The sequence below is a fragment of the Chromatium okenii genome, from assembly GCF_016583745.1.
Taxonomy (GTDB): Bacteria; Pseudomonadota; Gammaproteobacteria; order Chromatiales; family Chromatiaceae; genus Chromatium; species Chromatium okenii.
On record NZ_NRRQ01000001.1, the window covers coordinates 66,308 to 88,615 of the forward strand.

A 22,308-nucleotide genomic window follows, 5' to 3' on the forward strand; every position below is an offset into this window, starting at 1 on the left:
CGTCACTCGGTGCCATACAGCGCCAGCACCCGTTGAAGATTTAAGCCACTGATTGGCTTCACTAAAAACGCATCGACGCCATAACTTTTTGCGGTTTTGACGTTGATGATGGTGGCGTTACCGCTGACGAGACACACGAAAGTTTCCGGCGACCACGATTTGACTTGTTTTAACACTTCCATGCCATCCAGCCCCGGCATTTCAATATCCAAAAAAACCATGGACGGGCGCTGCCGGAAAAACTGCACCAACGCCTGCCGCCCGTTATCCGCCTCAATAATGCGACCGAGCCGTTTTTCGCGCAGCAGCCGCATCAATAACTTCAGCGATAGCGACATATCATCCGCCACCAACGCCACCGTTTCGGTTAATGGCACCCGCGGGCGAAATCGCAATCGCACCCGCGGTTGTTCATCATATAACCGCGCTGCTTCTTCTGAAGGAATCGCGTTTTTTGGCAATTCATTGTCATGTTCGCTAAACGAGCGCCAACCTTGACGACGAAGCACTTCAATTTGTTCTTCCTCATCGAAAATTTGCCCACGACTCACCAGTGGCACACCATTGGCCAAATACAAGGAATACGGCAGAGGTTCACTAATCACGATGTCAGCGGCAACTGCTGGTGCCATAAGTGTTATTGCGGCCATAGATGCGCCATATCCTCAATTAAATTGGCGACTTCACTCAAGTCACCGCGTAACAATTGAAATTCCATTGCCCCAGCTAATCGCGTTAATTCTGGCATTCCAAAGCTACTGCCAACGCCTTTAATTTGATGCGCTTGAGAGCGTAAATCATCCCAATTCTCCGTCTTATACGCAGCACGGATTAACGCGAGGCGCGTTGGCAACTCAGCAAAAAACGCAGCCTGTAATTGTTTCAATTCTGGATCATCATCAGATTGTACCGGCACCGCAGTCACCAACGGCGCGTCAGTATTACGACGAGGTAAATAGTGTACTAGCATTTGATAAAACGCATCTAAATGAATGGGTTTGGGTAAATAGGTATCACAACCGGCAGCTAATGCTGCCTCCACATCACTACGGTCGATATTAGCACTCAGGGCAACAATGGGTTTATCAAAACCAGTGAGCCGCAACAGTTCCGTCGCGTCCAGCCCGCCCATAATAGGCATCCGCATATCCATCAACACCAAATCAAACACCGCCGCCTGCGCTTTTTCAACTGCCTCTTGACCATTTTTAGCAATCGCCACTTGCAGCCCACAACGACGTAAATATAGCGAAATTAAGTCTTGGTTGGCGATATTATCATCAGCAAGCAATACAAAACCTTGCAATGCGGGAGCGCGTACCGTGCGCACCGGTCGCACTCCAGAAGATTGATTAAATGCCTGCAAATCCCATACTAAATCTGCATTCGCAATGGTTCCAGTCGCCAAGGTCAAAATGAACATCGACCCATTCTCTAAAACACTCGTGACTTGAATAGTGCCACCTAAATGTTCAGCGAGTTCTTTAGAAATTGATAATCCCAAACCGGTGCCACCAAACTTGCGCGTGGTTGAATTATCGGCCTGTGCAAAAGGTTCAAATAACAATCCCAACCGATCATCAGGAATGCCGCAGCCGGTATCCTGCACCGTAATATGCAGCAATTCTTGTTCGGGATTAAAACTGACAATTAACCGCACCGAACCGCTATCGGTGAATTTAATCGCATTGCCCAACAAATTAAACAAAATTTGCCGAGCGCGAGTAGGATCAGTACGAATAATCAGCGGCAATGGCGGCATAAAGTGAACACTAAAATCCAAACCTTTTTCAGCCGTTTGCGCCCGCGCTGAATCAATGGTACACGCCAATAACTCTGGCAACGACGTATCAAGTAATTCTAACGCGATGCGTTTAGCGCGAATTTTTGAAAAATCCAGCACATCATTCAGCAATGATTGCAAATGGCGACCGTTACGAATAATGGTATCAACTGCACTCGCACGCTCGGCAAGCGTTTGGCGACTATCAATCATGGTTTCCGCAAAGCCAATAATCGCAGTTAATGGCGTACGAATCTCATGGCTCATATTCGCTAAAAATTGCGCTTTTACTCGCGCTGCATCTTCCGCAGCTTGACGCGCAATTTCTAATTCTTGCTCGCGTTGTACCTGACTTAAATCACCAAACATGCCGAGATAACCCACCACAACATGTTGCGGATTACGAATGGCTTGAATCGTTAAAATTTCGAGATACTTCTCGCCACTTTTACGCCGATTCCAGATTTCACCACGCCAATGCCCAACTTCAATTAACGTTTGCCACAACTCTTTATAAAACAGCGGCGAGTGATGACCAGATTGTAAAAGGCTGGGATTTTTACCACGCACATCAGCGAAGCTATAGCCGGTAATGCGCGTGAAAGAAGGATTCACCGCAGTAATACATGGAGCGCAATTAGTAATCACAATCCCATCGCGGGATAAATTAAAAATTTGTTTCACGGATTGCCGCAAACAAAATTCAATTTCACAGTGATCAGAAGCAGCTTTAAACATGGCGTCTCTCGTAACGCTTTTAGCATTTGATGACGATTCACGACTGACGATCTGCAATCAAAAACAGCAGTCCGCCAATAAGATAACTGCCCACAATCACTATTAAACTGCTGGATTCAGACAGAAATTGACCGGGACCAAATAACAGCACCAGCGTTCCACATAACAAGAGCATCGCACCTGCAATTGCTAACACTGATGTTGCCGCCGCTTGCGTATTCTGGGGCTTTGCTGCTGCGCCATGCAGCGGTTCAGTTTGGCGCAAGCGTTTGTCATACGCCATTAAAATCCGATAGGCAATTAACGGCAATTCTGGCGTTTGATCAGCAACGGAATAGATATTGCGTTTGGTGCGATCAAATAAGCCTTTAATGCCGATTTGATCTTTCATCCAGCGTTCCATATACGGCTTGGCAGTTGTCCATAAATCCAATTCAGGGTACAGCATCCGCCCTAAGCCTTCGATATTCAACAGCGTTTTTTCCAATAGCACCAACTGCGGCTGGATTTCCATATTAAAGCGCCGCGCTGTTTGAAAGAGCCGCACTAAAAAATGCCCGAATGAAATCTCTGCCAGCGGCTTTTCAAAAATCGGTTCGCTGACGGTACGAATTGCGGACTCGAATTCATCCACCCGCGTCCCGTGCGGCACCCAGCCAGATTCAACGTGCAATTCCGCTACCCGCCGATAATCGCGCTCAAAAAACGCCAATAGATTCTCAGCTAAATAACGCTGATCTTCTGTCGTCAAGGTACCAACAATGCCAAAATCAATCGAAATATAACGCCCGGAAGGTTCAACAAAGATATTACCGGGGTGCATATCGGCATGGAAAAAGTTGTCGCGGAATACCTGCGTAAAAAAGATTTCAACGCCGCGCTCGCCGAGTAATTTCATGCTCACGCCTTGCGCTTTTAGCGTGGCAACATCACTCACCGGCGTGCCATAAATGCGCTCCATCACCATTACATTCGGGCGCGTCCAATCCCAATACACTTCGGGAATATACAGCATCTCGCTATTCAACCAATTGCGGCGAATTTTGGACGCATTAGCCGCTTCGCGTTGTAAATCTAATTCATCAAAAACGGTCTTTTCGTATTCGCGCACCACTTCAATGGCGCGTAACCGTTTGCCTTCTTTCCAATAGCGTTCCGCCATTTCCGCCAGCGTGTACATCAATCCCAAATCTTGGCGAATCGTGCGCTCAATACCGGGGCGCAATACTTTAACAACGACTTCGGTGCCATCTTTTAAGCGTCCGGTATGAACTTGCGCAATTGAAGCGGACGCTAATGGAATTGGATCAAACGCATCCAATACCTCGCCAACCGGTCGTCCCCACGCTTTTTCAATTAACGCTTGCGCTTCTGCACCATCAAAAGGTGGCACCCGATCTTGTAATTTTGCCAATTCAACTGCTAAATCATCCGGCAATAAATCGCGGCGTGTGGACAAAATTTGCCCGAATTTCACGAAGATCGGACCCAATTCTTCCAACGCCTGCCGCACCCGCACCGGATAACTCGGCAGATCGCGCTCGATCCAATGCCAAGGCAGCAGGTACAAAATCCACCGCAACGGGCGGAACAAGTGCGTTGCTAAAATCACCTCGTCGAGGCCGTGACGCAGAAACACCCAATTGATGCGGAACAGCCGCAACGCCTGTCGCGGCCCCATCATAGTTGTAAACCAGCCACTGCGGCATGTTGCGTTAAACGTTCGACGCGAGCGGCGAGGCGTTCGCAGTCATCGCGCAGCAAATCGACCTGTGCCAAAAAAGCCTCAACTTCATGTCGCGTTGGCACAACACCTTGCTCACGTTGCAAATATGCCTTGAGCTGCGCGGTCATTTGCGCGGCAGTACGCTCTTGCCATTGTTGATTAGCGCGACATTGTTTGCCCACTTGCTGCGCAAATGGATCGCCAATAACTTGCGCTAATTGCTCCTCCCAATCGACATCCAACGCAGCAATAGCCGTATTAAATGCTTGCGCCAACGCAGTATCGCCGCTAATTTCGACTTCGCCAGCAATCAATTGCGCATTTTTACCGTCACCCATTCCTAATCGCGCCAATCCCAATGGCGTACCACGAATTAAACAATCTGGCTGCGCATCATAGTCACCAAATAATTGCAGCCCCTGTTCATTCGGAATAACGGTAATTCGCGTTCCAAATCCGTTTAATTCAATGGCAATTAAACGACCAGTCAACGCCGCAAATCCCGCACCGTGTTCTGCATCCAATGCGATATAACGATTGATGGCTTGCTCCAGCACGGCGAGCAGCGCATCTGGCAATTGAATTCCCTCGTTCACAGTTTATACCCCCGATGAATAGCGACAATACCGCCGCTGTGATTGAAGTATTCGCAGCGTTCAAAGCCAGCGGTTTCCATCATCGCTCGCAGCGTCTCTTGATCTGGGTGCATCCGAATTGATTCGGCGAGATAACGATAACTGCTCGGATCATTCACCACCAAGCGCCCCAAGGTCGGCAATACCGAAAAGGAATACAGATCATACACTTTACTTAATGATTTGCTGACCGGATGTGAAAATTCCAAAATCAGCGCCCGTCCACCCGGACGCAACACCCGATACATCTCATTAATTGCGTTCTGCTTTTCAGTCACATTGCGCAAGCCAAAACCAATGGTCACGCAATCAAAATAATCTTCTGGAAATGGAATTTGTTCGGCGTTAATGAGCGCGTAATGCAAATTGCCAACTCGCCCGCGATCTAACATCCGCGAGCGCCCTTCCGTCAGCATCGCCGCATTGATGTCAGACATCACCACGCTGCCTTCTGCGCCGACAATACCCGCAAAACGGTCGGCAAGATCACCAGTGCCAGAAGCGAGATCAAGCACCCGCTGCCCACGCCGCACGCCCGCTAATTCAATCGCATGACGTTTCCACAAACGATGAATACCTAATGACATTAAATCGTTCATTAAGTCATAGCGCGAGGCGACCGAATCGAATACCTCGCGCACCCGCACCGCCTTTTCTGTAACCGGCACCTGTTGATAGCCAAAGTGGGTGGTTTTTTCGTGTGTCATGCAACATTCCTTAATGCAAATAAAAGTGAATCATTAGGCAAATAAACTTGCCAATGTAATGAGAATACACGCGCCTGCCGTTTCATTAAGAAGGCTTGGTGTGCGGATAGCCAGCTTTTTCTAACGCGGCAAGATACGCTTGCCACAGTTGTTCATGTTCCGTGCCGAGCCGATATAAATACTCCCATGAATAAATGCCGGTGTTGTGCTCATCATCAAAATGTAAACAGACGGCGTAATTGCCAACCGGTTCAATACGATCAATCCCGACAGATTCTTTGCCGATTTGCAATACGCCCTGCCCGGGACCGTGCCCCTGCACTTCAGCCGATGGCGAATAGACCCGCAGATATTCACACGGCAAGGTGAATTGTGCGCCGTCTTCATAATGGATTTCTAACACGCGGGAATGGCGATGGAGATTGAGTTCAGTAGGTGTTGGCATAAATAACTCTTTATAGTTAAAAACGTGAATGATAAAAGCGTGATAAAACGGGTGCTTGCCGCCGTCACATCATCGCTACTATTTTACAACAGGACGCATACCGTTGGCATGATACAACTACCGAAATTGCTTAATTGCTGGCGTTGGCGGCGGGATAATACTGATTATCCAATACTTGCGCGATTGAATACGGACACGCAAGCGGAAATGTAGCGATTGGCAATCCAGTTTCATCACTCGCTAATTGCCGCGCCTCGGCATAAGCATCAATGAGCGTTGGCGCAAGTGCCGCTTTAAGTCCGGGTGCTTTTTGTAAATGTCGGGCAATGCGATTGCGTTGTTCAATAATGGTGACACGCCAACTGCGACCATCAAATTCACGCCAGCGTTCGGATAAGGTTGTCAGTTGATATTCCCATTTCAATAGGTGCGCAAGTAAAATTGTCAGCCGGTTTTCGAGTTCATGCCGGTCGCTTTTACTCATATCGCTTAATTCTTCCACCAAGTGCTCAATATCCAATTCCGTATAGCGACCGGCGCGAAGCAATTCGGCAGTGCGTATTGCCCAAGCGGAATAATCGGTTTGATAGAGCGCGTTGAGTTCAGTCATGGCTGTATCCAAATGCAGTTCAATCCGCGTTTCAATAATGCTGGTGCAGGTTATGCAAACACCGCCCACAGCGGGCAATGATCTGAGGGTTTTTCTAAACCGCGAATGGCGCTATCAATGCCAACTGCTTGCAGCCGTTGTGCTAATGGCGCAGTGATTAACAAATGGTCAATCCGCAGTCCACGTCGGGGGTGATCTTCAAATGCCCGTGAGCGGTAATCAAACCAAGTGAATTGATCGCTCACATCAGGATAATGTTCCCGATACGCATCAATTAACCCCCAGCCAATGAGCGTTTGAAACCAATCGCGTTCTTCGGGTAAAAAGCCGCATTTACCGCTGCGCCGCCAGCGTTGCGCATTTACTGCGCCAATGCCAACGTCATTTTCCAACGGCGCAACATTCAAATCACCGAGCACAATCAATAATTCATGCGGGGAATGCTGCGTCTGTAAATGCGTTAATAAATCAATATAAAACTGCTTTTTTGCTGGAAATTTGGTCGGATGAGCGCGATCTTCACCTTGTGGAAAATAGCCGTTAATCACCGTCACCACTGCGCCATCCGCTAATGAATAGCGCCCAATAATTAAGCGCCGCTGCGCATCAGCCGCATCGGTTATAAATCCTTTATGAATCTGCAACGGCGCAGCTTTACTCAATAGCGCCACGCCATAATGCCCTTTTTGTCCGTGAATTGCCGGGTAATAACCCAATTGTTGCGCCCATTCCAACGGGAATTGTTCATCAGCCACTTTGCATTCTTGCAGCGCCAGCACATCGGGATCATGCAACGTTTTAATCGCTTCAATTTGATGTGGACGAGCGCGAATGCCATTCACATTAAACGTCATTATTTTGAACATTTATCATACACTCTGAATCGGTAAGCCTTTGCCGGGATTGAGGATATTGTGTGGATCAAATCCCTGTTTAATTGCCGCCATTAACCGCAGCGCCACCGGATCCAATTCGCGGCTGACGAATTCGCGCTTTTCCAAACCGACGCCGTGTTCGCCCGATAAGGTGCCGCCGAGCCGCAATACGAGGCTGAACATCTGGTCAAGGCACACCGCAGCACGCGCCACTTCGTCCGCATTTTCTGGGTTAATCAATAAGTTGACGTGAATGTTGCCATTGCCGGCGTGACCAAAATTGACGATCCGAATGCCGGTCTCGCGCCCCAGCCGCGCCAGCCCGTCGATAAATGCGCCCATTTGCGACACCGGCACCACCACGTCTTCATTGATCTTTTTCGGCGCGATATGGCGCAGCGTCGGTGACAGCGATTTGCGCAGTTTCCACAGCGCCGTCACTTCCGCTGCCGTTTCCGCCCGCCGCAGTTCGCGCAAACCGGCGACGCTCGCCGCCGCGCTGACCGCCGCAACTGCCGCGTCAATCCCCGCCAGCGGCCCGTCCACTTCAATCATCAGCACCGCGCCGATGCTTTCCGGCAGCTCCAGCGGCGCAAAATGCCGCACCGTTGCCAGCGCGGCTGCGTCCATAAATTCCAACGCGCACGGCGTGAGCGGCTGCGCCATGATTGCGGCGACGGCGGCTGCGGCAGCGTGAATATCAACGTAGCTGGCGCGTAACGTGCGGCGCGTTTCCGGCAGCGGCGTCACTTTCAGCGTCGCCTCAGTCAACAGCGCCAGCGTGCCTTCTGAACCAATCAACAGCCGCGTCAGGTCATAACCAACCACGCCTTTCGTGGTCAACACGCCGGCACGAAAAGCATCGCCGCGTCCGTCAATCGCCCGCAGTCCGAGCGTGTTATCGCGGCAGGTGCCGTATTTGACCGCACGCGGGCCAGCGGAGTTGTACGCGAGATTGCCGCCGATGGTGCAGACCGCCGCACTGGTCGGATCGGGCGGCCAAAAAAATCCCAGCGGTTCAAGTGCTTGTTGTAATTGCGCATTTAACACGCCCGGCTGCACCACCGCCAATCGGTCAGCAGGCGCGAGGCGAATGATCTGCGTCATCCGTTCAAACGACAGCACGATCCCGCCTTGATCCGGCACCGTCGCGCCAGTGGTGCCGGTGCCGCGTCCGCGAGCAATCAACGGCGTCCCGGACTCCGCGCACAGCCGCACCACTGCGGCAAGCTGCGCCTCATCGCGGGCAAATACGACCGCCTGCGGCAGCGCGTGACGGCGGCTGTTGTCATAACCATACGCCCAACAATCGGCTGGATCGGTGCAGACACAATCGGCTCCGGCGCAAGCAGCGAGGCTGGCGCGGAATCCAGCCGAGAATTCAACGTGGCTCATTGATATTCAAAGAGTTTGACGACGCGGCGCACGCCGGGGAGATAACGCACGGCTTCCGCAGCGGCAGTCGCCTCGGCTTGGCGCACGATGCCGAATAAATAAACGACGCCGTTTTCCGTCACGATCTTGACGCGAGCGGCGTTGAAATCCGGCAGTTTGATTTGCGTGAGCGCGATTTTGGCGCGAGAACTGAGATACATATCTTCGGTTTGGCGAGCGAAGGTCAGCGCCGCGCCAAAGGTCAATTCATTGATAACTTGTTTGACTTTCGGCAAGCGGCTGATGCGCTCGACCACGCGCCGCGCATGAGCTTCGGCTTCCACCTGTCCCGTCACCAACACGCTGTAGTTGTAACTGGTGACATCGACGCGAGCGGCAAATGCCTGCGTTTTCGGGTCATGTTCCAGCGCATAACGGGCGGCGAGTTGAATCTGCTGATCGTCGAGAATGGTTTGCGCGGGGCGACGATCATAAATTGCTGCCACGCCCGCACCCGCTGCTGCGCCGCCGAGCATTACTGGCGCACAGCCCGGCAGAATGAGTGCCAGCAGAATAATTGCAAATCCGCCTAGCTGCCCGATCTCAAATCCCCCCAACCCCCCTTTTTCAAAGGGGGGCTTTTTGCGGGTTTCTTTTGCAAAAGGATGATTTTCAAATATGCCTTTGGCAAAAGTTGATATTTTAAGCGTGGGTTTTTCAAAAGCGGGCTGCAGCGCGTTCTTTGAAAAAAAGCGGGGGAAATGTTTAAGCCTCGGCTGTAAACGCATGTTGAATCCATTGAATCTGTTGTTGAGCGTTAATAGCGATGACATCAAAACGACACGGCAACGCAGTCGGATATGTTTGTAAATAATCCTGCGCGGCGAGAATTAACCGCTGTTGTTTACGGCAATCCACGCTCGCTGCCGCGCCGCCAAAACGTTGTGAGCGCCGAAAGCGCACTTCGACAAAAATTAACACCGTCGCCGCGCTCACAATTAAATCCACCTCACCAAAACGGCAGCGATGATTTCGCGCCAGCACCGTCAAACCCTGCGCCAGCAAAAAAGTTTCAGCCAGTCGCTCCATCGCAGCGCCCAGCGCGTTGACATCCGCCGCTGTTTTCACCGCTTTACTGCGCACCCAACACGGCGCGACATGCAGCCGGCTGTTTGGTGGGTTTGGCGGGCGGATAGCCGGGAATCGCCCGTTTTGGCCGCCGCGCTTCCTCGCTAAACCACCACTCCAATTCCGCGCCGCAGCCATCACCGGGCGGGAGCGGATTTTGCGCATCACACTGCGGGCTGTCGGGCGGACAGGCGAGGCGAACGTGAACGTGCGCATCGTGTCCTTTCCAAGGGCGCACCTTGTGCAGCCAGCCGCGATCTTCCGCCGTTGCGGACTGACACAGCGCCAGCTTGATGGCCGGATTGGCAAAAATCCGCTCCACCGAGCGATGCCGCGCCAACAGCTCCACTAAAGCGCGTTGATTTGCGCCCCAATATGTGCTCACCCGCATCCCGTCGCTGCGCACCATGCTGGGCGGATCATCCGCGTGATCCATCAATTGCCGCGCTGTCGCAGCGGAATCTGCCTGCGTCAGCCACACATCCACATCCAACCCGTTTTGATGACTGCGATGCGACGACGACATCAACCCGCCACGCGGCTGGCTGAGATCGCCGACCAGCAGCAACGCGCCGGTCAACCGCTGCTGCGCTTGCCCAACTTCGGCAATAAACCGCAGCAGCGTCGGATGCCCATAAAAACGATTGCGATAACGGCGGATGCTGACATAACCCGCGCCGATTTCAGGCAGCACCTGCGCTCCGCTGATGCAGCCGTTGGCGACGCTGCCGATGACTCGCGCTGCGCCAACAGTTGGCGTTTTCACTTCACCCCAAGGCGTCGCGCTGCCCACCAGCGGCACGGCGCAACAGACAACAGCGAGCAGGCTCTGCGCCAGCGTTACTCTCATTCTTCCCATCACATCACCACTTAAAATGGAAACCCGCCGCCCGGTGGTAAACCGCCCCCGGAACCAAAGCCGGGTGGCAAGTGACCTTGCATCGAGCGCATCAATTTGGCCATGCCGCCGCCCTTCATTTTTTTCATCATCTTTTGCATCTGCAAAAACTGCTTCAACAGTTGATTGATGTCCTGCACTTGCGTCCCCGAACCCGCAGCGATGCGGCGTTTACGCGAGCCTTTAATAATCGCGGGAAAGCGGCGCTCGCCGGGCGTCATTGAATTGATGATGGCGATCAATTTGCCCATTTCGCGGTCGCTGGCTTTATTTTTGACATGCTCCGGCAACTGCCCCATGCCGGGCAGTTTTTCCATCAAGCTCGCCATCCCGCCCATTTTGTTCATCTGCTCCAATTGTTCTTTGAAATCAGCGAGATCAAAGTCCTTGCCCTTTTTGAGCTTCTTGACCAGCTTTTCCGCCTGCTCGTGATCGACCCGCGCCTGCACCTCCTCCACCAGCGACACGACATCGCCCATGCCCAAAATGCGCGAGGCGACGCGATCAGGATGAAACGGTTCCAACGCAGTGGTTTTTTCGCCGGTGCCGAGGAATTTGATCGGTTTACCGGTGATCTGACGAATCGACAACGCCGCGCCGCCCCGCGCATCACCGTCAGTTTTCGTCAGAATCACGCCGGTGAGCGGCAGCGCCGTATCAAACGCTTTGGCGGTATTGGCGGCGTCTTGACCGGTCATCGCGTCAACAACAAACAGCGTTTCCACCGGCTTGAGCGCGGCATGAATGGCTTGAATTTCCTCCATCATCGCCGCGTCAACGTGGAGCCGCCCGGCGGTGTCCACAATCAACACATCCTTGTAATGACGGCGGGCGTAATCGAGCGCCCGCTGCGCGATGTCCACCGGCTGCTCAGTGCCGCTGCTGGGGAAAAACTCCGCGCCCACTTCGGCCGCCACCGTCTGCAATTGCGCGATAGCCGCCGGGCGATACACGTCACAACTGACCACCAGCACTGATTTCTTTTGCTTTTCCTGCAACCAGCGGGCGAGTTTGGCGACGCTGGTGGTTTTGCCGGAGCCTTGCAAACCGGCCATCAACACGACCGCAGGCGGCTGCGCGGTGAGATTGAGCTGTTCATTCGCCAGCCCCATGAGCGCGACTAATTCATCATTGACGATCTTAATCAGCACCTGCCCGGGCGTGAGGCTTCTGGCGACCTCTTCACCGAGCGCCTTCTCGCGCACGTCCTCAATGAACTGGCGCACCACCGGCAGCGCGACATCCGCCTCCAGCAGCGCCATGCGCACCTCACGCAGGGTGTCTTTGATATTGTCTTCAGTGAGCCGCCCTTGACCGCGTAATTGGGTCAAAACGTCGGCAAAACGGTCTTGGAGCTTGTCAAACATGAGCGACCTCAATCAGTGCGCTGCCTGCCTTGTGCAGAAAGTTGTGATTATAATTGCCGCGCCGGGTTTCCATCACAATCTCCCAATTCATTCACCTTTACCAATGAAGCTGCCGCCGCTATGACTCACACCTTATTTGCTACCGTCGCCACCCTTTGTTATCTCGCCGCCGCCGGCTTGATCGGTTTGCGGCTGTTTCGCAAAGAGGGTTGGATTCCAGAGCGCCAGCTCGCCATTGGCGTTGGCTTTGTCGGTTTACTGCTGCACAGCGGACTGCTGTGGGACAGCATTTTCAGTCAAGGCGGGATCAATCTGGGGTTTTATCACGCGCTGGCGCTGACCTCGTGGACGATTTGCGCCCTGCTGCTGGTGTCCAGCTTGACCAAGCCGGTAGACAATCTGGGATTGATTTTGCTGCCGGCAGCGGCGTTGAGTCTGATGTTAGAAGCGAATTTCGCCGAAGTCGCCTTTTTACGCCCGACGGCGAGCTGGGCGCTCAAAATTCACGTTTTGCTGTCGATGCTGGCGTATAGCCTGCTGACTTTGGCGGCGGGGCAGGCGATTTTGCTGGCAGTGCAAGATCGGCATTTACATCAGCGCCAGCCGCGTGGGTTTATCCGCACCTTGCCGCCGTTGCAAACGATGGAAAGCCTGTTATTTGAAATGATCGGCGCTGGTTTTGTATTGCTGACGCTGGCGCTGTTGAGCGGCTTTGCCTTCCTTGAAAATATGTTTGCCCAACATCTGGTGCATAAAACGGTGCTGTCAGTGCTGGCATGGCTGGTATTTGGCGGGCTATTAGTGGGACGGTTCCGCAATGGCTGGCGCGGAAAAACGGCGATTATTTGGACGTTGGGTGGCTTTGCCATTCTGATTTTGGCGTATTTCGGCACCAAGATCGTGCTGGAATTCATCGTGCAGCCGGGCTGAATCCAAAATGAATCACGCGCAATTGTGGTTGACAACGGGAGCCGTGAGCGGCGGTTTAGCGGTGGCGCTGGGCGCATTCGGGGCACATGGTTTGAAAGCACGGGTGCCGCCAGACCTGCTCGCCAATTGGCTGACGGCAACGCAGTACTTGGGTTTACACGCGGTGGTGCTGCTGATTTGCGGCGTCATCCTGCTGCACTTGCCGACAGCGCGACTGGTCAACGCCGCCGGCTGGGCATTTTTGCTGGGCAACCTGATTTTCAGCGGCAGCTTGTTCGTGTTGACGCTCACCGGCATCCGTCAACTCGGCATGATCACGCCCATTGGTGGCGTGGCGCTGATTCTTGGCTGGATATTGCTGGCGCTGGGTGTCTGGCGCAGCAGCGCGGCATTGCACAGCTAATGCGCACCCCGCGCATTTTTGTGGAGATGCCGCTGCGAGTGGGCGACACGGTGACACTGCCGGCGGGCGCAACCCGTCATGTCACGCAGGTGTTGCGGCTGACGACTGATGCGCCGGTGCTGTTATTCAATGGCGACGGTTGCGATTATTCGGCACGGCTGCTGACCGCATCACGAGGGATGACGCAAGCCGTGCTGGATGCCGTGACCACATTAGAACCGCTCGTCCCGCTGGAGATTCAATTGGCGCTGGGCGTGTCCAAAGGTGAGCGCATGGATTACGCGCTGCAAAAAGCGGTGGAACTGGGCGTGACACGGTTGATTCCGCTGTTCACGGCTCGCAGTCAGGTGCGACTCGACGGTGAGCGGCTGGCGCGACGCTGGGAGCATTGGCGCGGAGTGGTGATTGGGGCATGTGAACAATCGGGACGGCGGCGACTGCCGCAGCTTGATCCGGCAGTGCCGCTGGCGCAGTGGCTCGAGCAGTGGACAGATGGCGGTTATTTGCTTGATCCGCTGGCGGCGCAAGCCTTGACGGCTATTCCCGCTCCCGCCGCGTCCGTCACGTTGTTAATCGGCCCGGAAGGCGGTTTGAGTGCGCCCGAACGCGAGCAGGTGTTCGCACGCGGATTTCAGGGCGTTCGCCTCGGTCCGCGCATTTTGCGGACGGAAACCGCGCCACTGGCGGCACTTGCCGTGCTGCAAGCGTTGTGGGGCGATTTTATTTAAGCGGTCATGTGGACGCCGGGCGGTGGCGATACGCGAGCGCCAGCAAGATCGCACCGCTCACGATCATCGGCAGCGTTAAGAGTTGCCCCAGCGTGAACCAGTCCAACGCGAGATAACCGATGTGCGCATCGGGCAGACGGACGAATTCCACACTGAAGCGAAAAGTGCCATAACCGACTAAAAATAAACCAGAAACTGCCATCATCGGACGCGGCTGGCGCGTGAACAACCACAGCAGCGCAAACAGCACGATCCCTTCTAAAATCGCCTCATATAACTGCGAGGCGTGTACCGGCGGACTCCACAGCGTGCCGGCGACCTGATCGCTGCATTGTTCTGGAAACTGAGCGCACGGGAGCCGCATTCCCCACGGTAATTCAGTGCGCTGTCCCCACAATTCCCCGTTGATAAAGTTACCGATTCTGCCCGCAAATAAGCCCGGCGGCACCAGTGGCGCAACAAAATCAGCGACTTGGAAAAAGCGCAACTGATAACGTCGCGCAAAGAATAAAACCGCCACCAAGACGCCGATTAAACCGCCGTGAAATGACATCCCGCCTTCCCAAACTTTGAAGAGCGTCAATGGGTTATCAAGAATCTGCGCGAAGCCGTAAAACAGCATGTAGCCCAAACGCCCGCCCACGATGGTGCCGATGACGCCGTAAAAAATCAGGTCATCCACCTGTTCAGTTGTCCAGCCTGCGGCGGCGCTGCGCCACCGCGCCAGCATCCATGCCACACTGAAGCCAAAAAGATACATCAAACCGTACCAATGCACTTTGAGCGGGCCGAGCGCCAGCACGACGGGATCAATTTCAGGATAAGTCAGCATAGAGTTCTAAACATTACATGCGGTGATGAGAGAATGGAGAATTGGATACACGCTCAATTTCCCAATTGCATTGCTCAATTAAAGTGGTGAGCAAACGATTGAACCGTTTGCTTTCACAATCAGCCAGTTGGAAGCGTTGTCCGCTGCGCCAGCAGTGGGCGGCGTCTTCGGCGATGAATTGAAAACCTTGCCGACAAAGTTCCCAGATCGCTTGTGCTTGTTTGGTGCTCATCGTCCTTCTCCGGTGCAGAGGGCAGCGGATCAATGTGTTGCAAAAAAGACAACTTCAGTGCCCGTGCCTGTTGTAAAAAGTAATATGATCCAGCAGTTGTCTTTAGCATAGTTCACCTCGCGCACGCGCAATGATTGATTTTTACCACACGCCGTCTTAACGGCATATCAAAGACTTACTTGAGCAGGGGTTGGATAGCGCCGCACGGAGGACGGCAGTTGCGCCTGCACCATTTCCGCAAAGGCTTCCAACGCTTGGCGACGCGGGAAGCTGCGGCGAAATACTAAAGAAATCCGCCGAAAGGCGGCAGCTAATTCCAGCGGGCGCACGATGATCCCGCTCTCTCGCAGCCAGTTGCCGCGCAGCGCCAGCGCCGGTACCAGCGTGCAGCCGAAGCCAGCTGCGACCAATTGCAGCAAGGTTTCCAAACTCGCGGCGCGTAAATCCGCCATCTCGCCGTAAGTGGGACGCTCGGCGAGGCGGCACACATCCAGCACTTGATGGGTCAGGCAATGTCCGTCTGCCAGCAGCAGCAGATCAATGTGTTCCAAATCGGCGGCGTTGATGGTGGTGAGCGCGGCGAGCGAATGTTGCGGCGGATGCGCCAGCCAAAACGGTTCATCAAATAGCGGCAGGCTGACGAAATCCGGCGTATCCACCGGCGTTGCCAACAGCGCGGCATCAATATCGTGTCGCGCCAAGCGCAGCAGCAGCGAGTCGGTGATTTCCTCCGACAACACCAGCCGCAGCTTGGGATAAGCGCGTTTTAAGGGGATTAAAATCAAGGGGATGAGATACGGACTCAAGGTCGGAATCGCGCCGATCCGCAGCGGCCCGGCGAGCGGGTCTTGATGCGCCAGCGCCACCTGTTCAATGGCAGTCACCTGTTCCAGCGCCAGCCGCGCATGTGCCAGCACTGCTTCACCCACCGGCGTCACTTCGACTGAGCGATTGGTGCGTTCAAAAATGACCACGCCCAGCTCCTCTTCCAGCTTTTTAATCTGACCACTGAGCGTCGGCTGGCTGATAAAACAGCGCTTCGCCGCCCGTCCAAAATGGAGGGTTTCGGCGACGGCAAGAATATATTTCAGATCGCGTACATTCATTGGCGCATGATAGCGGAACTTGCCGCTGTTTTAGGCGCAAAACCGCAACCAAACGGCTTGATTCCAGCGCAACGCTGCCCACATTTCCCCGCCAATTCATTCAGCATTCACTCAGGAATCTACGATGCAACACGACAAATTCACTGCCAAATTGCAACAGGCGCTGGCCGCCGCGCAAAGCCTCGCCGTCGGACGCGATCACCAATTCATTGAACCGCTGCATCTGCTGCTGGCGCTGCTCGATCAAGACGGCGGCAGCGTGCGACCGTTGCTGGTGCAGGCAGCCGTCAACGTCAATCAACTGCGCTCGGCGCTCACGGCAGCGTTGCAACGGCTGCCGACCGTGCAGGGCACCGCTGGCGAAGTGCATCTCAGCAACGACTTGAATCGGTTGCTGAATGTGATCGACAAGCTGGCGCAGCAGCGCGGCGATCAGTTTTTATCGTCGGAGCTATTTGTGCTGGCGGCGCTGGAGGATCGCGGCGTGGTGGGCACGGCGCTGCGGGATGCAGGTGCGAATAAAACCGCGTTAGAACAAGCGATTAACGCCATGCGCGGCGGGCAGGCGGTCAACGATCAGAATGCCGAGGAGCAGCGGCAGGCGTTGGCGAAATTCACCATTGATCTGACGACCCGCGCCGAGCAGGGCAAACTCGATCCGGTGATTGGGCGCGATGATGAAATTCGCCGCACGATTCAGGTTTTGCAGCGCCGCACGAAAAATAATCCGGTTTTAATTGGTCTGCCGGGCGTGGGTAAAAGCGCAATTGTGGAAGGATTAGCGCAGCGGATTGTGAATGGCGAAGTGCCGGAAGGATTGAAAACAAAACGGCTGCTGGCGCTGGATATGGCAGCGTTAATTGCGGGAGCAAAATTTCGTGGTGAATTTGAGGAACGCTTAAAAGCGGTGCTCAATGATATTGCGCGACAAGAAGGGCAAATCATTTTATTTATTGATGAATTGCACACGATGGTTGGCGCAGGTAAAGCGGAAGGCGCAATGGATGCCGGCAATATGTTGAAACCGGCGCTGGCGCGGGGCGAATTGCATTGCGTGGGCGCGACCACGTTGGATGAATATCGCAAATACATTGAAAAGGACGCTGCATTAGAGCGCCGTTTTCAAAAAGTATTGGTGGATGCCCCGAATGTTGAGGATACGATTGCCATTTTGCGCGGCTTAAAAGAACGCTATGAAGTGCATCACGCGGTAGAAATTACCGATCCGGCGCTGGTGGCAGCCGCAGTATTATCTCATCGCTATATTGCGGATCGGCAATTGCCCGATAAGGCGATTGATTTGATTGATGAGGCGGCAGCGCAGATTCGGATGGAAATTGATTCGATGCCGGAAGAGATGGATAAACTCGACCGGCGTTTGATTCAGTTGAAGATTGAACGCGAGGCGGTGAAAAAAGAAAAGGATGATGCGTCACGCAAACGCTTGGCAGATTTGAAAGATCAGATTGAACGGCTGGAACGTGAGTTTGCTGAATTAAACCAGATTTGGACAGCAGAAAAAGCTGCGAGTCAGGGCACGGCAGCGATTAAAGAGGCGTTAGATCGCATTCGTTTAGAAATGGAAACTGCCCGCCGCGCTGGTGATTGGACGCGGATGTCTGAATTGCAATATGGACGGATTCCTGAATTGGAACGGCAATTGACTGCTGCCAACGCCATTGGACAGAGTGACCATCGTTTATTGCGTACCAAGGTGACTGATGAGGAAATCGCGGAGATCGTCTCGAAATGGACGGGCATTCCGGTGGCGCGCATGTTGGAGGGAGAACGCGAGAAATTGCTGCGCATGGAAACGGCAATTGAACAGCGCGTGATCGGACAAAAAGAGGCGGTGCGGGCGGTGAGTGATGCGGTGCGCCGTTCGCGTGCGGGTTTATCTGATCCGGGGCGACCGATTGGTTCATTTCTCTTTCTTGGCCCGACTGGCGTGGGTAAAACTGAATTATGTAAAGCTCTGACGCGCTTTTTATTCGATACTGAAGAAGCGATGGTGCGGATTGATATGTCGGAATTTATGGAGCGCCATTCGGTCGCACGGTTAATTGGTGCGCCGCCGGGCTATGTCGGCTATGAAGAAGGCGGCTATTTAACTGAGGCGATTCGGCGGCGTCCGTATAGTTTGATTTTGCTTGATGAGGTTGAAAAAGCACATTCGGATGTATTCAATATCTTGCTGCAAGTGTTGGATGATGGACGCTTAACGGATGGGCAAGGGCGGACGGTTGATTTTCGCAATACGGTGATTGTGATGACTTCAAATTTGGGGTCAAGTATTATTCAACAGCAAGCAGGTGAAGCGAATTATGCGGCAATGAAAAACGCAGTGATGGATGAGGTGCGTTATGCGTTTCGCCCGGAATTCATCAATCGCTTGGATGACATCGTGGTCTTTCATCCGTTGCAACCGGCACAGATTCGTGCAATTGCGCAGATTCAAATTGAGACGTTGCAGCAGCGTTTAGCCGAACGGGATTTGCAGTTGGCGGTGAATGATGCGGCGTTGGATCATCTTGGGAATGCTGGATTTGATGCGGTTTATGGGGCGCGTCCATTAAAGCGGGCAATTCGAGCACAATTGGAAAACCCGCTGGCGCAGGATATTTTGGCGGGTAAATTTGTGCCCGGCGATTTAATTCAGGTGGGAGCGGAAGCGGGAGAACTCACATTTAGTCGCGGCGCGGCTCAATAAGGCGTTATTTGGGAAGGCTGGTGGATTTGCCAGCCCAGCCCGGCAATGGACATAATTGATTGAGTTGTTGAATAAATGCTGATCTGGACATCAGCGTTGCGCCCATGCTGCGCAAATGTTCAGTCTCCATTTGACAATCAATTAAACCAAAATCCCATGCGGCGAGTTGTTCACATAAATGCACCAGCGCGATTTTAGAGGCGTCGCTGGCGCGGCTAAACATGGATTCGCCAAAAAAAACGCGCCCCAGCGCAATACCATAAAGCCCGCCAATTAATTGTTGCTCGCGCCAAATTTCAATGGAATGCGCAAAGCCGAGATGGTGCAAAGTTTCATACGCGGCAATCATGGCGGGCACCAGCCAAGTTCCACCGCTGGCGGTGCGGGGCGCGGCGCAGTGGCGAATCACGCGCCCAAAAGCGCCATCAATTGTCACCTCAAATTGTGCTTGGCGGAGGCGTTTAGTGAGGCTGCGGGAGCGGTGAATCTGCGTGGGCACGAGCACCAAGCGCGGATCGGGCGACCACCACAGAATCGGATCGCCGGGGTTGAACCAAGGAAAGATGCCGCGCCGATAGGCGTGCAGCAGCCGGGCGGTGCTCAATTCGCCGCCGACCGCCAGCAACCCGTTGGGATCGGTCAGTGCCTGCTCAGGATCGGGAAATGCGGCGGGATCATCGGGGTCGAGAAGTGTCAGCATTTTGTGGGGAAGTTGTCAGTTGTCAGTGAGCGGATGTCAGTGAAGTGCGTTAATGAGTGGCGGTTATTTTTTAATCCGGTGATGAAAAAAAGTTGGCAAGCAACAAGCAGCTTTTTTAGTTTTTTAACTGACAACTAACAACTCAAAAAAACTACCCGCTCACTTCCAACGTCGCCGATGGACGTTGCAAGAAATTCCCCTGCACATAATCCACGCCCGCCGTCCATAACACCGTTAATGATCGCGCATCTTCAACGCCAGTGACGATGGTTTTAACATTGAATTCATGCGCCAAAGTTGCCAGCGCCACCAGCCGCTGTTGTTTAGCGGGATCATCTGCCAGCCCTTGTGCAAAACTCGATTTTAATAACACATAATCCAGCGGCAGGTTTTGCAAAATCTGTTCTGGACGCGCCAGCATTCCAAAGCGTTTGACCGCCACCCGACATTTAATTTTTTTCAAGGTGTCCACTAAACGCGCCAGCGTCGCTAAATTGGGCGTGATGTTTTCTTCATAAAATTGAAACGCCAGCCAATTGCCGCGCACATCAAATTCCCGCAAACAATCGCAAATCCACAGCACGATATTTGGATTCAAAAAGCTATCGGTGGATAAATTCAGAAATAAACTGATGCGCTGTCCTGCCCGCCGCTGTTCACCAATCACTTGAATTGCCGACCGAATAACCCATTTTTCAATCTCTTCTAATAACCCCGCTTGCGCAGCGGCAGCAGTGATTTCTTGCGCTTCTAATGGCGGATCAAGCGCATCCAATAAACGCACCATGACGCTGTAATTCTCTTGATCGTCTCCCATTAAACTGATGATCGGTTGATACACCAATTGGAAATGCCCGTGTTGTAACGCCTGCTGGAGTCGCCGCACGACTTGCGCATCTGCGGGCGCGTCACTGGTGGTCGTCGTCGCCGCCGCAAGCTGCGCCGGACTGGTTTCGGTGTACAAACACAGCCGATATGCCGCGTTGAGCACGTCCTCAGCCGCGCCAGCTCGCTCCCGCACCACGTAATGTCCCAGCGCACAATCCGGCGCGTCCTCCGGCGTGCTGCCATAACGCGGCAACCGCGCCAGCGCCAATAACCGATCCGCGATGGCTTGCGCTTCCGCATCACTCACCTCGTCAACCAGCACCACAAAACCATCGTCATCTAGCCGCGCCCAAAATCCTCCTTCCGTCGCCACTCCCGCCAGCACTTGCGCCGTCAATGCCGCCCGCTGCGCCAAATGCTGCGTCAATCCCAACTCGCGCAGACTCGCTTGTGCCTCCGTTTTCAAGCGCAAATAAAAGATCGCAAACGGTCGTTGCACGCGATGTTCGGCGTCCAGATGATCGCCAATTGCCGCCAACAGTTGTGGTAAACCGGGCACTGCCGCTGGCGCGTCACCGGCTGGCACAGCCTCCGCCACCGCGACCGGAGGTGCCGCAGGCGCGAGTGCTGGCGCGGCGAGCGGATGCAGCAGCAAGCGCAGACACGGTTCTTGATCGACTTCAGCGGGAGCCGCCAGCAAACGAGCGGCAAATTGACTGGCGTCAGCGCGACAGCATTGCACCGTCAGCTCAACGGGTTCTCCCAGCGCATTGGCGTCACCGCCGCGCAACAACTCCCGAATTTGTTTTTGCTGCGCGGAGACAAAAAGATCAAGGAAAGGAATGGATTGCAGTTCATCGAGATCGGGATACCCAAACAGCGCGAGATACGCGGGATTGGCATCCAGATGTAAACCATCTTGGACGAAAGCGACCCCGGCGCTGGTGACAGCGATCAGCTCACGGTCGCGCTGTTCACACAACCGCAGCCGCTGCTGCAAACCGGCAGCCTCACGGCGACGCTGTAAATCGTTGAATTCACGCGCAACTGCCAATTTCAACTGCTCGTGATCGTGGCGACGCAACAGATCGCGCACCCCGCTGCGGCGAATTTTGGCGAGATGCGCCGCGTGTTGCTCCGGCTCCTCCAGCAACAGCAACGGAATATCACCCAACAACTTGCGATGCGCACTCAACACGCTATCCAAATCAATTTCGCGCTGATAACTGCAACACAGGATCAGATCGCAATCGCGCTGGGCAATCACCTCAGCGAGGCGTTCGACGTGGGGCACGGTCACGCTGTTGGTGGCAATTCCATCCTCACGCAGGGCACCGATCAACCGCTCGGCGTCACTCGCGTCGGAAGTAATGATAAGCAGGGTGGCGGTTTGCTTGTGCGCAGACATCTGGTGTGGCGGCGGAACCTAAATAATCACTAACTGGGATTATCGGCTTTTGCGTCCAGTGAGGAAATAATTTTACGGCGGCGGGCGCGGTGCGGTGCGCAATTGTCCGCCGTAACGGACACCTTGCGCAATAGCGTCATTGCAA

22 protein-coding genes are annotated in these 22,308 nt (G+C 53.9%); 4 read left to right on the forward strand and 18 right to left on the reverse strand.

The window, feature by feature from the left end; translation table 11 throughout:
• Positions 1 to 2: 2 nt before the first annotated feature.
• From CKO12_RS00265 to ffh, 13 genes are all read right to left on the reverse strand, one after another.
• A complete protein-coding gene (locus CKO12_RS00265; RefSeq protein ID WP_207146191.1) occupies positions 3 to 650 on the reverse strand; it encodes a response regulator transcription factor in 648 nt (215 codons plus the stop codon).
• On the reverse strand, positions 638 to 2,467 hold the full coding sequence (locus CKO12_RS00270) for an ATP-binding protein (protein ID WP_200152732.1): 1,830 nt from the start codon (positions 2,465 to 2,467) through the stop codon (positions 638 to 640). The genes CKO12_RS00265 and CKO12_RS00270 overlap by 13 nt, the downstream gene beginning before the upstream one ends.
• A gap of 91 nt (positions 2,468 to 2,558) precedes the next feature.
• A complete protein-coding gene (gene ubiB / locus CKO12_RS00275; protein WP_200152733.1) occupies positions 2,559 to 4,205 on the reverse strand; it encodes a ubiquinone biosynthesis regulatory protein kinase UbiB in 1,647 nt (548 codons plus the stop codon).
• Positions 4,202 to 4,843: an SCP2 sterol-binding domain-containing protein gene (locus CKO12_RS00280; RefSeq protein WP_200152734.1), complete on the reverse strand. Its 642-nt coding sequence runs from the start codon at positions 4,841 to 4,843 to the stop codon at positions 4,202 to 4,204. Before CKO12_RS00280 ends, ubiB begins: the two co-directional genes overlap by 4 nt.
• Positions 4,840 to 5,589 carry a bifunctional demethylmenaquinone methyltransferase/2-methoxy-6-polyprenyl-1,4-benzoquinol methylase UbiE gene (gene ubiE, locus CKO12_RS00285; RefSeq protein WP_200152735.1) on the reverse strand — a complete coding sequence of 250 codons (750 nt, stop codon included), beginning with the start codon at positions 5,587 to 5,589 and terminating at the stop codon, positions 4,840 to 4,842. Before ubiE ends, CKO12_RS00280 begins: the two co-directional genes overlap by 4 nt.
• A gap of 85 nt (positions 5,590 to 5,674) precedes the next feature.
• Positions 5,675 to 6,034 carry a gamma-butyrobetaine hydroxylase family protein gene (locus CKO12_RS00290; protein WP_200152736.1) on the reverse strand — a complete coding sequence of 120 codons (360 nt, stop codon included), beginning with the start codon at positions 6,032 to 6,034 and terminating at the stop codon, positions 5,675 to 5,677.
• Positions 6,035 to 6,164: 130 nt separating this feature from the next.
• A complete protein-coding gene (locus tag CKO12_RS00295) occupies positions 6,165 to 6,644 on the reverse strand; it encodes a DUF29 domain-containing protein (protein ID WP_200152737.1) in 480 nt (159 codons plus the stop codon).
• 50 nt (positions 6,645 to 6,694) lie between these two features.
• The gene (xthA, locus tag CKO12_RS00300; RefSeq protein ID WP_200152738.1) at positions 6,695 to 7,510 is read right to left on the reverse strand and encodes an exodeoxyribonuclease III; all 816 of its coding nucleotides are present in this window, start codon (positions 7,508 to 7,510) and stop codon (positions 6,695 to 6,697) included.
• A 3-nt stretch (positions 7,511 to 7,513) separates the two neighbouring features.
• Positions 7,514 to 8,914, reverse strand: a complete 1,401-nt coding sequence (locus tag CKO12_RS00305; protein ID WP_200152739.1) for an FAD-binding oxidoreductase — start codon at positions 8,912 to 8,914, stop codon at positions 7,514 to 7,516.
• Positions 8,911 to 9,681, reverse strand: a complete 771-nt coding sequence (locus tag CKO12_RS00310) for a BON domain-containing protein (protein ID WP_242466124.1) — start codon at positions 9,679 to 9,681, stop codon at positions 8,911 to 8,913. Before CKO12_RS00310 ends, CKO12_RS00305 begins: the two co-directional genes overlap by 4 nt.
• Entirely contained in the window at positions 9,659 to 10,021 is a 363-nt protein-coding gene (locus tag CKO12_RS00315; RefSeq protein WP_200152740.1) for a YraN family protein, read from the reverse strand. Before CKO12_RS00315 ends, CKO12_RS00310 begins: the two co-directional genes overlap by 23 nt.
• 4 nt (positions 10,022 to 10,025) lie before the next feature.
• Complete coding sequence (gene mepA, locus CKO12_RS00320; protein WP_200152741.1) at positions 10,026 to 10,880, reverse strand: penicillin-insensitive murein endopeptidase; 855 nt, start codon at positions 10,878 to 10,880, stop codon at positions 10,026 to 10,028.
• An 11-nt stretch (positions 10,881 to 10,891) separates the two neighbouring features.
• Complete coding sequence (gene ffh / locus CKO12_RS00325) at positions 10,892 to 12,286, reverse strand: signal recognition particle protein (protein WP_200152742.1); 1,395 nt, start codon at positions 12,284 to 12,286, stop codon at positions 10,892 to 10,894.
• Between the two features lie 120 nt (positions 12,287 to 12,406).
• Between ffh and CKO12_RS00330 the strand changes: the two genes are divergently transcribed.
• Genes CKO12_RS00330 through CKO12_RS00340 form a run of 3 tightly spaced genes read left to right on the forward strand, consistent with a single transcriptional unit; the run spans position 12,407 to position 14,347 of the window.
• The gene (locus CKO12_RS00330) at positions 12,407 to 13,216 is read left to right on the forward strand and encodes a cytochrome C assembly family protein (RefSeq protein WP_200152743.1); all 810 of its coding nucleotides are present in this window, start codon (positions 12,407 to 12,409) and stop codon (positions 13,214 to 13,216) included.
• Positions 13,217 to 13,223: 7 nt separating this feature from the next.
• A complete protein-coding gene (locus tag CKO12_RS00335; protein WP_200152744.1) occupies positions 13,224 to 13,619 on the forward strand; it encodes a DUF423 domain-containing protein in 396 nt (131 codons plus the stop codon).
• Positions 13,619 to 14,347 (forward strand): 16S rRNA (uracil(1498)-N(3))-methyltransferase, encoded by a 729-nt coding sequence (locus CKO12_RS00340; protein ID WP_200152745.1) that lies wholly within the window; start codon positions 13,619 to 13,621, stop codon positions 14,345 to 14,347. Before CKO12_RS00335 ends, CKO12_RS00340 begins: the two co-directional genes overlap by 1 nt.
• A gap of 4 nt (positions 14,348 to 14,351) precedes the next feature.
• Here the strand turns inward: CKO12_RS00340 and lgt are convergent, their stop codons facing one another.
• The 3 genes from lgt to CKO12_RS00355 all read right to left on the reverse strand — a co-directional run bounded on the left by lgt (position 14,352) and on the right by CKO12_RS00355 (position 16,517).
• The gene (gene lgt, locus CKO12_RS00345) at positions 14,352 to 15,179 is read right to left on the reverse strand and encodes a prolipoprotein diacylglyceryl transferase (protein ID WP_200152746.1); all 828 of its coding nucleotides are present in this window, start codon (positions 15,177 to 15,179) and stop codon (positions 14,352 to 14,354) included.
• Positions 15,180 to 15,192: 13 nt separating this feature from the next.
• Positions 15,193 to 15,411 carry a hypothetical protein gene (locus CKO12_RS00350; RefSeq protein WP_200152747.1) on the reverse strand — a complete coding sequence of 73 codons (219 nt, stop codon included), beginning with the start codon at positions 15,409 to 15,411 and terminating at the stop codon, positions 15,193 to 15,195.
• A gap of 167 nt (positions 15,412 to 15,578) precedes the next feature.
• Positions 15,579 to 16,517, reverse strand: a complete 939-nt coding sequence (locus CKO12_RS00355) for a LysR substrate-binding domain-containing protein (protein ID WP_200152748.1) — start codon at positions 16,515 to 16,517, stop codon at positions 15,579 to 15,581.
• A 124-nt stretch (positions 16,518 to 16,641) separates the two neighbouring features.
• Between CKO12_RS00355 and clpB the strand changes: the two genes are divergently transcribed.
• Entirely contained in the window at positions 16,642 to 19,227 is a 2,586-nt protein-coding gene (clpB, locus tag CKO12_RS00360) for an ATP-dependent chaperone ClpB (RefSeq protein ID WP_200152749.1), read from the forward strand.
• Positions 19,228 to 19,231: 4 nt separating this feature from the next.
• On the opposite strand, the gene aat is transcribed toward clpB, so the two are convergent.
• Together aat and CKO12_RS00370 are read right to left on the reverse strand one after the other, a co-directional pair.
• A complete protein-coding gene (gene aat / locus CKO12_RS00365; protein ID WP_200152750.1) occupies positions 19,232 to 19,927 on the reverse strand; it encodes a leucyl/phenylalanyl-tRNA--protein transferase in 696 nt (231 codons plus the stop codon).
• Positions 19,928 to 20,078: 151 nt separating this feature from the next.
• A complete protein-coding gene (locus CKO12_RS00370) occupies positions 20,079 to 22,163 on the reverse strand; it encodes an EAL domain-containing protein (RefSeq protein WP_200152751.1) in 2,085 nt (694 codons plus the stop codon).
• Between the last annotated feature and the right edge of the window lie 145 nt (positions 22,164 to 22,308).

Excerpts from the sequence above, each read along its gene's own strand:
- CKO12_RS00265 (WP_207146191.1), bottom strand. The coding sequence starts at position 650 with ATGGCCGCAATAACACTTATGGCACCAGCAGTTGCCGCTGACATCGTG.
- ubiB (WP_200152733.1), bottom strand. The coding sequence starts at position 4,205 with ATGATGGGGCCGCGACAGGCGTTGCGGCTGTTCCGCATCAATTGGGTG.
- ubiE (WP_200152735.1), bottom strand. The coding sequence starts at position 5,589 with ATGACACACGAAAAAACCACCCACTTTGGCTATCAACAGGTGCCGGTT.
- CKO12_RS00290 (WP_200152736.1), bottom strand. The coding sequence starts at position 6,034 with ATGCCAACACCTACTGAACTCAATCTCCATCGCCATTCCCGCGTGTTA.
- CKO12_RS00295 (WP_200152737.1), bottom strand. The coding sequence starts at position 6,644 with ATGACTGAACTCAACGCGCTCTATCAAACCGATTATTCCGCTTGGGCA.
- xthA (WP_200152738.1), bottom strand. The coding sequence starts at position 7,510 with ATGTTCAAAATAATGACGTTTAATGTGAATGGCATTCGCGCTCGTCCA.
- CKO12_RS00305 (WP_200152739.1), bottom strand. The coding sequence starts at position 8,914 with ATGAGCCACGTTGAATTCTCGGCTGGATTCCGCGCCAGCCTCGCTGCT.
- CKO12_RS00310 (WP_242466124.1), bottom strand. The coding sequence starts at position 9,681 with ATGCGTTTACAGCCGAGGCTTAAACATTTCCCCCGCTTTTTTTCAAAG.
- mepA (WP_200152741.1), bottom strand. The coding sequence starts at position 10,880 with ATGGGAAGAATGAGAGTAACGCTGGCGCAGAGCCTGCTCGCTGTTGTC.
- ffh (WP_200152742.1), bottom strand. The coding sequence starts at position 12,286 with ATGTTTGACAAGCTCCAAGACCGTTTTGCCGACGTTTTGACCCAATTA.
- CKO12_RS00330 (WP_200152743.1), top strand. The coding sequence starts at position 12,407 with ATGACTCACACCTTATTTGCTACCGTCGCCACCCTTTGTTATCTCGCC.
- CKO12_RS00335 (WP_200152744.1), top strand. The coding sequence starts at position 13,224 with ATGAATCACGCGCAATTGTGGTTGACAACGGGAGCCGTGAGCGGCGGT.
- CKO12_RS00340 (WP_200152745.1), top strand. The coding sequence starts at position 13,619 with ATGCGCACCCCGCGCATTTTTGTGGAGATGCCGCTGCGAGTGGGCGAC.
- lgt (WP_200152746.1), bottom strand. The coding sequence starts at position 15,179 with ATGCTGACTTATCCTGAAATTGATCCCGTCGTGCTGGCGCTCGGCCCG.
- CKO12_RS00350 (WP_200152747.1), bottom strand. The coding sequence starts at position 15,411 with ATGAGCACCAAACAAGCACAAGCGATCTGGGAACTTTGTCGGCAAGGT.
- CKO12_RS00355 (WP_200152748.1), bottom strand. The coding sequence starts at position 16,517 with ATGAATGTACGCGATCTGAAATATATTCTTGCCGTCGCCGAAACCCTC.
- clpB (WP_200152749.1), top strand. The coding sequence starts at position 16,642 with ATGCAACACGACAAATTCACTGCCAAATTGCAACAGGCGCTGGCCGCC.
- aat (WP_200152750.1), bottom strand. The coding sequence starts at position 19,927 with ATGCTGACACTTCTCGACCCCGATGATCCCGCCGCATTTCCCGATCCT.
- CKO12_RS00370 (WP_200152751.1), bottom strand. The coding sequence starts at position 22,163 with ATGTCTGCGCACAAGCAAACCGCCACCCTGCTTATCATTACTTCCGAC.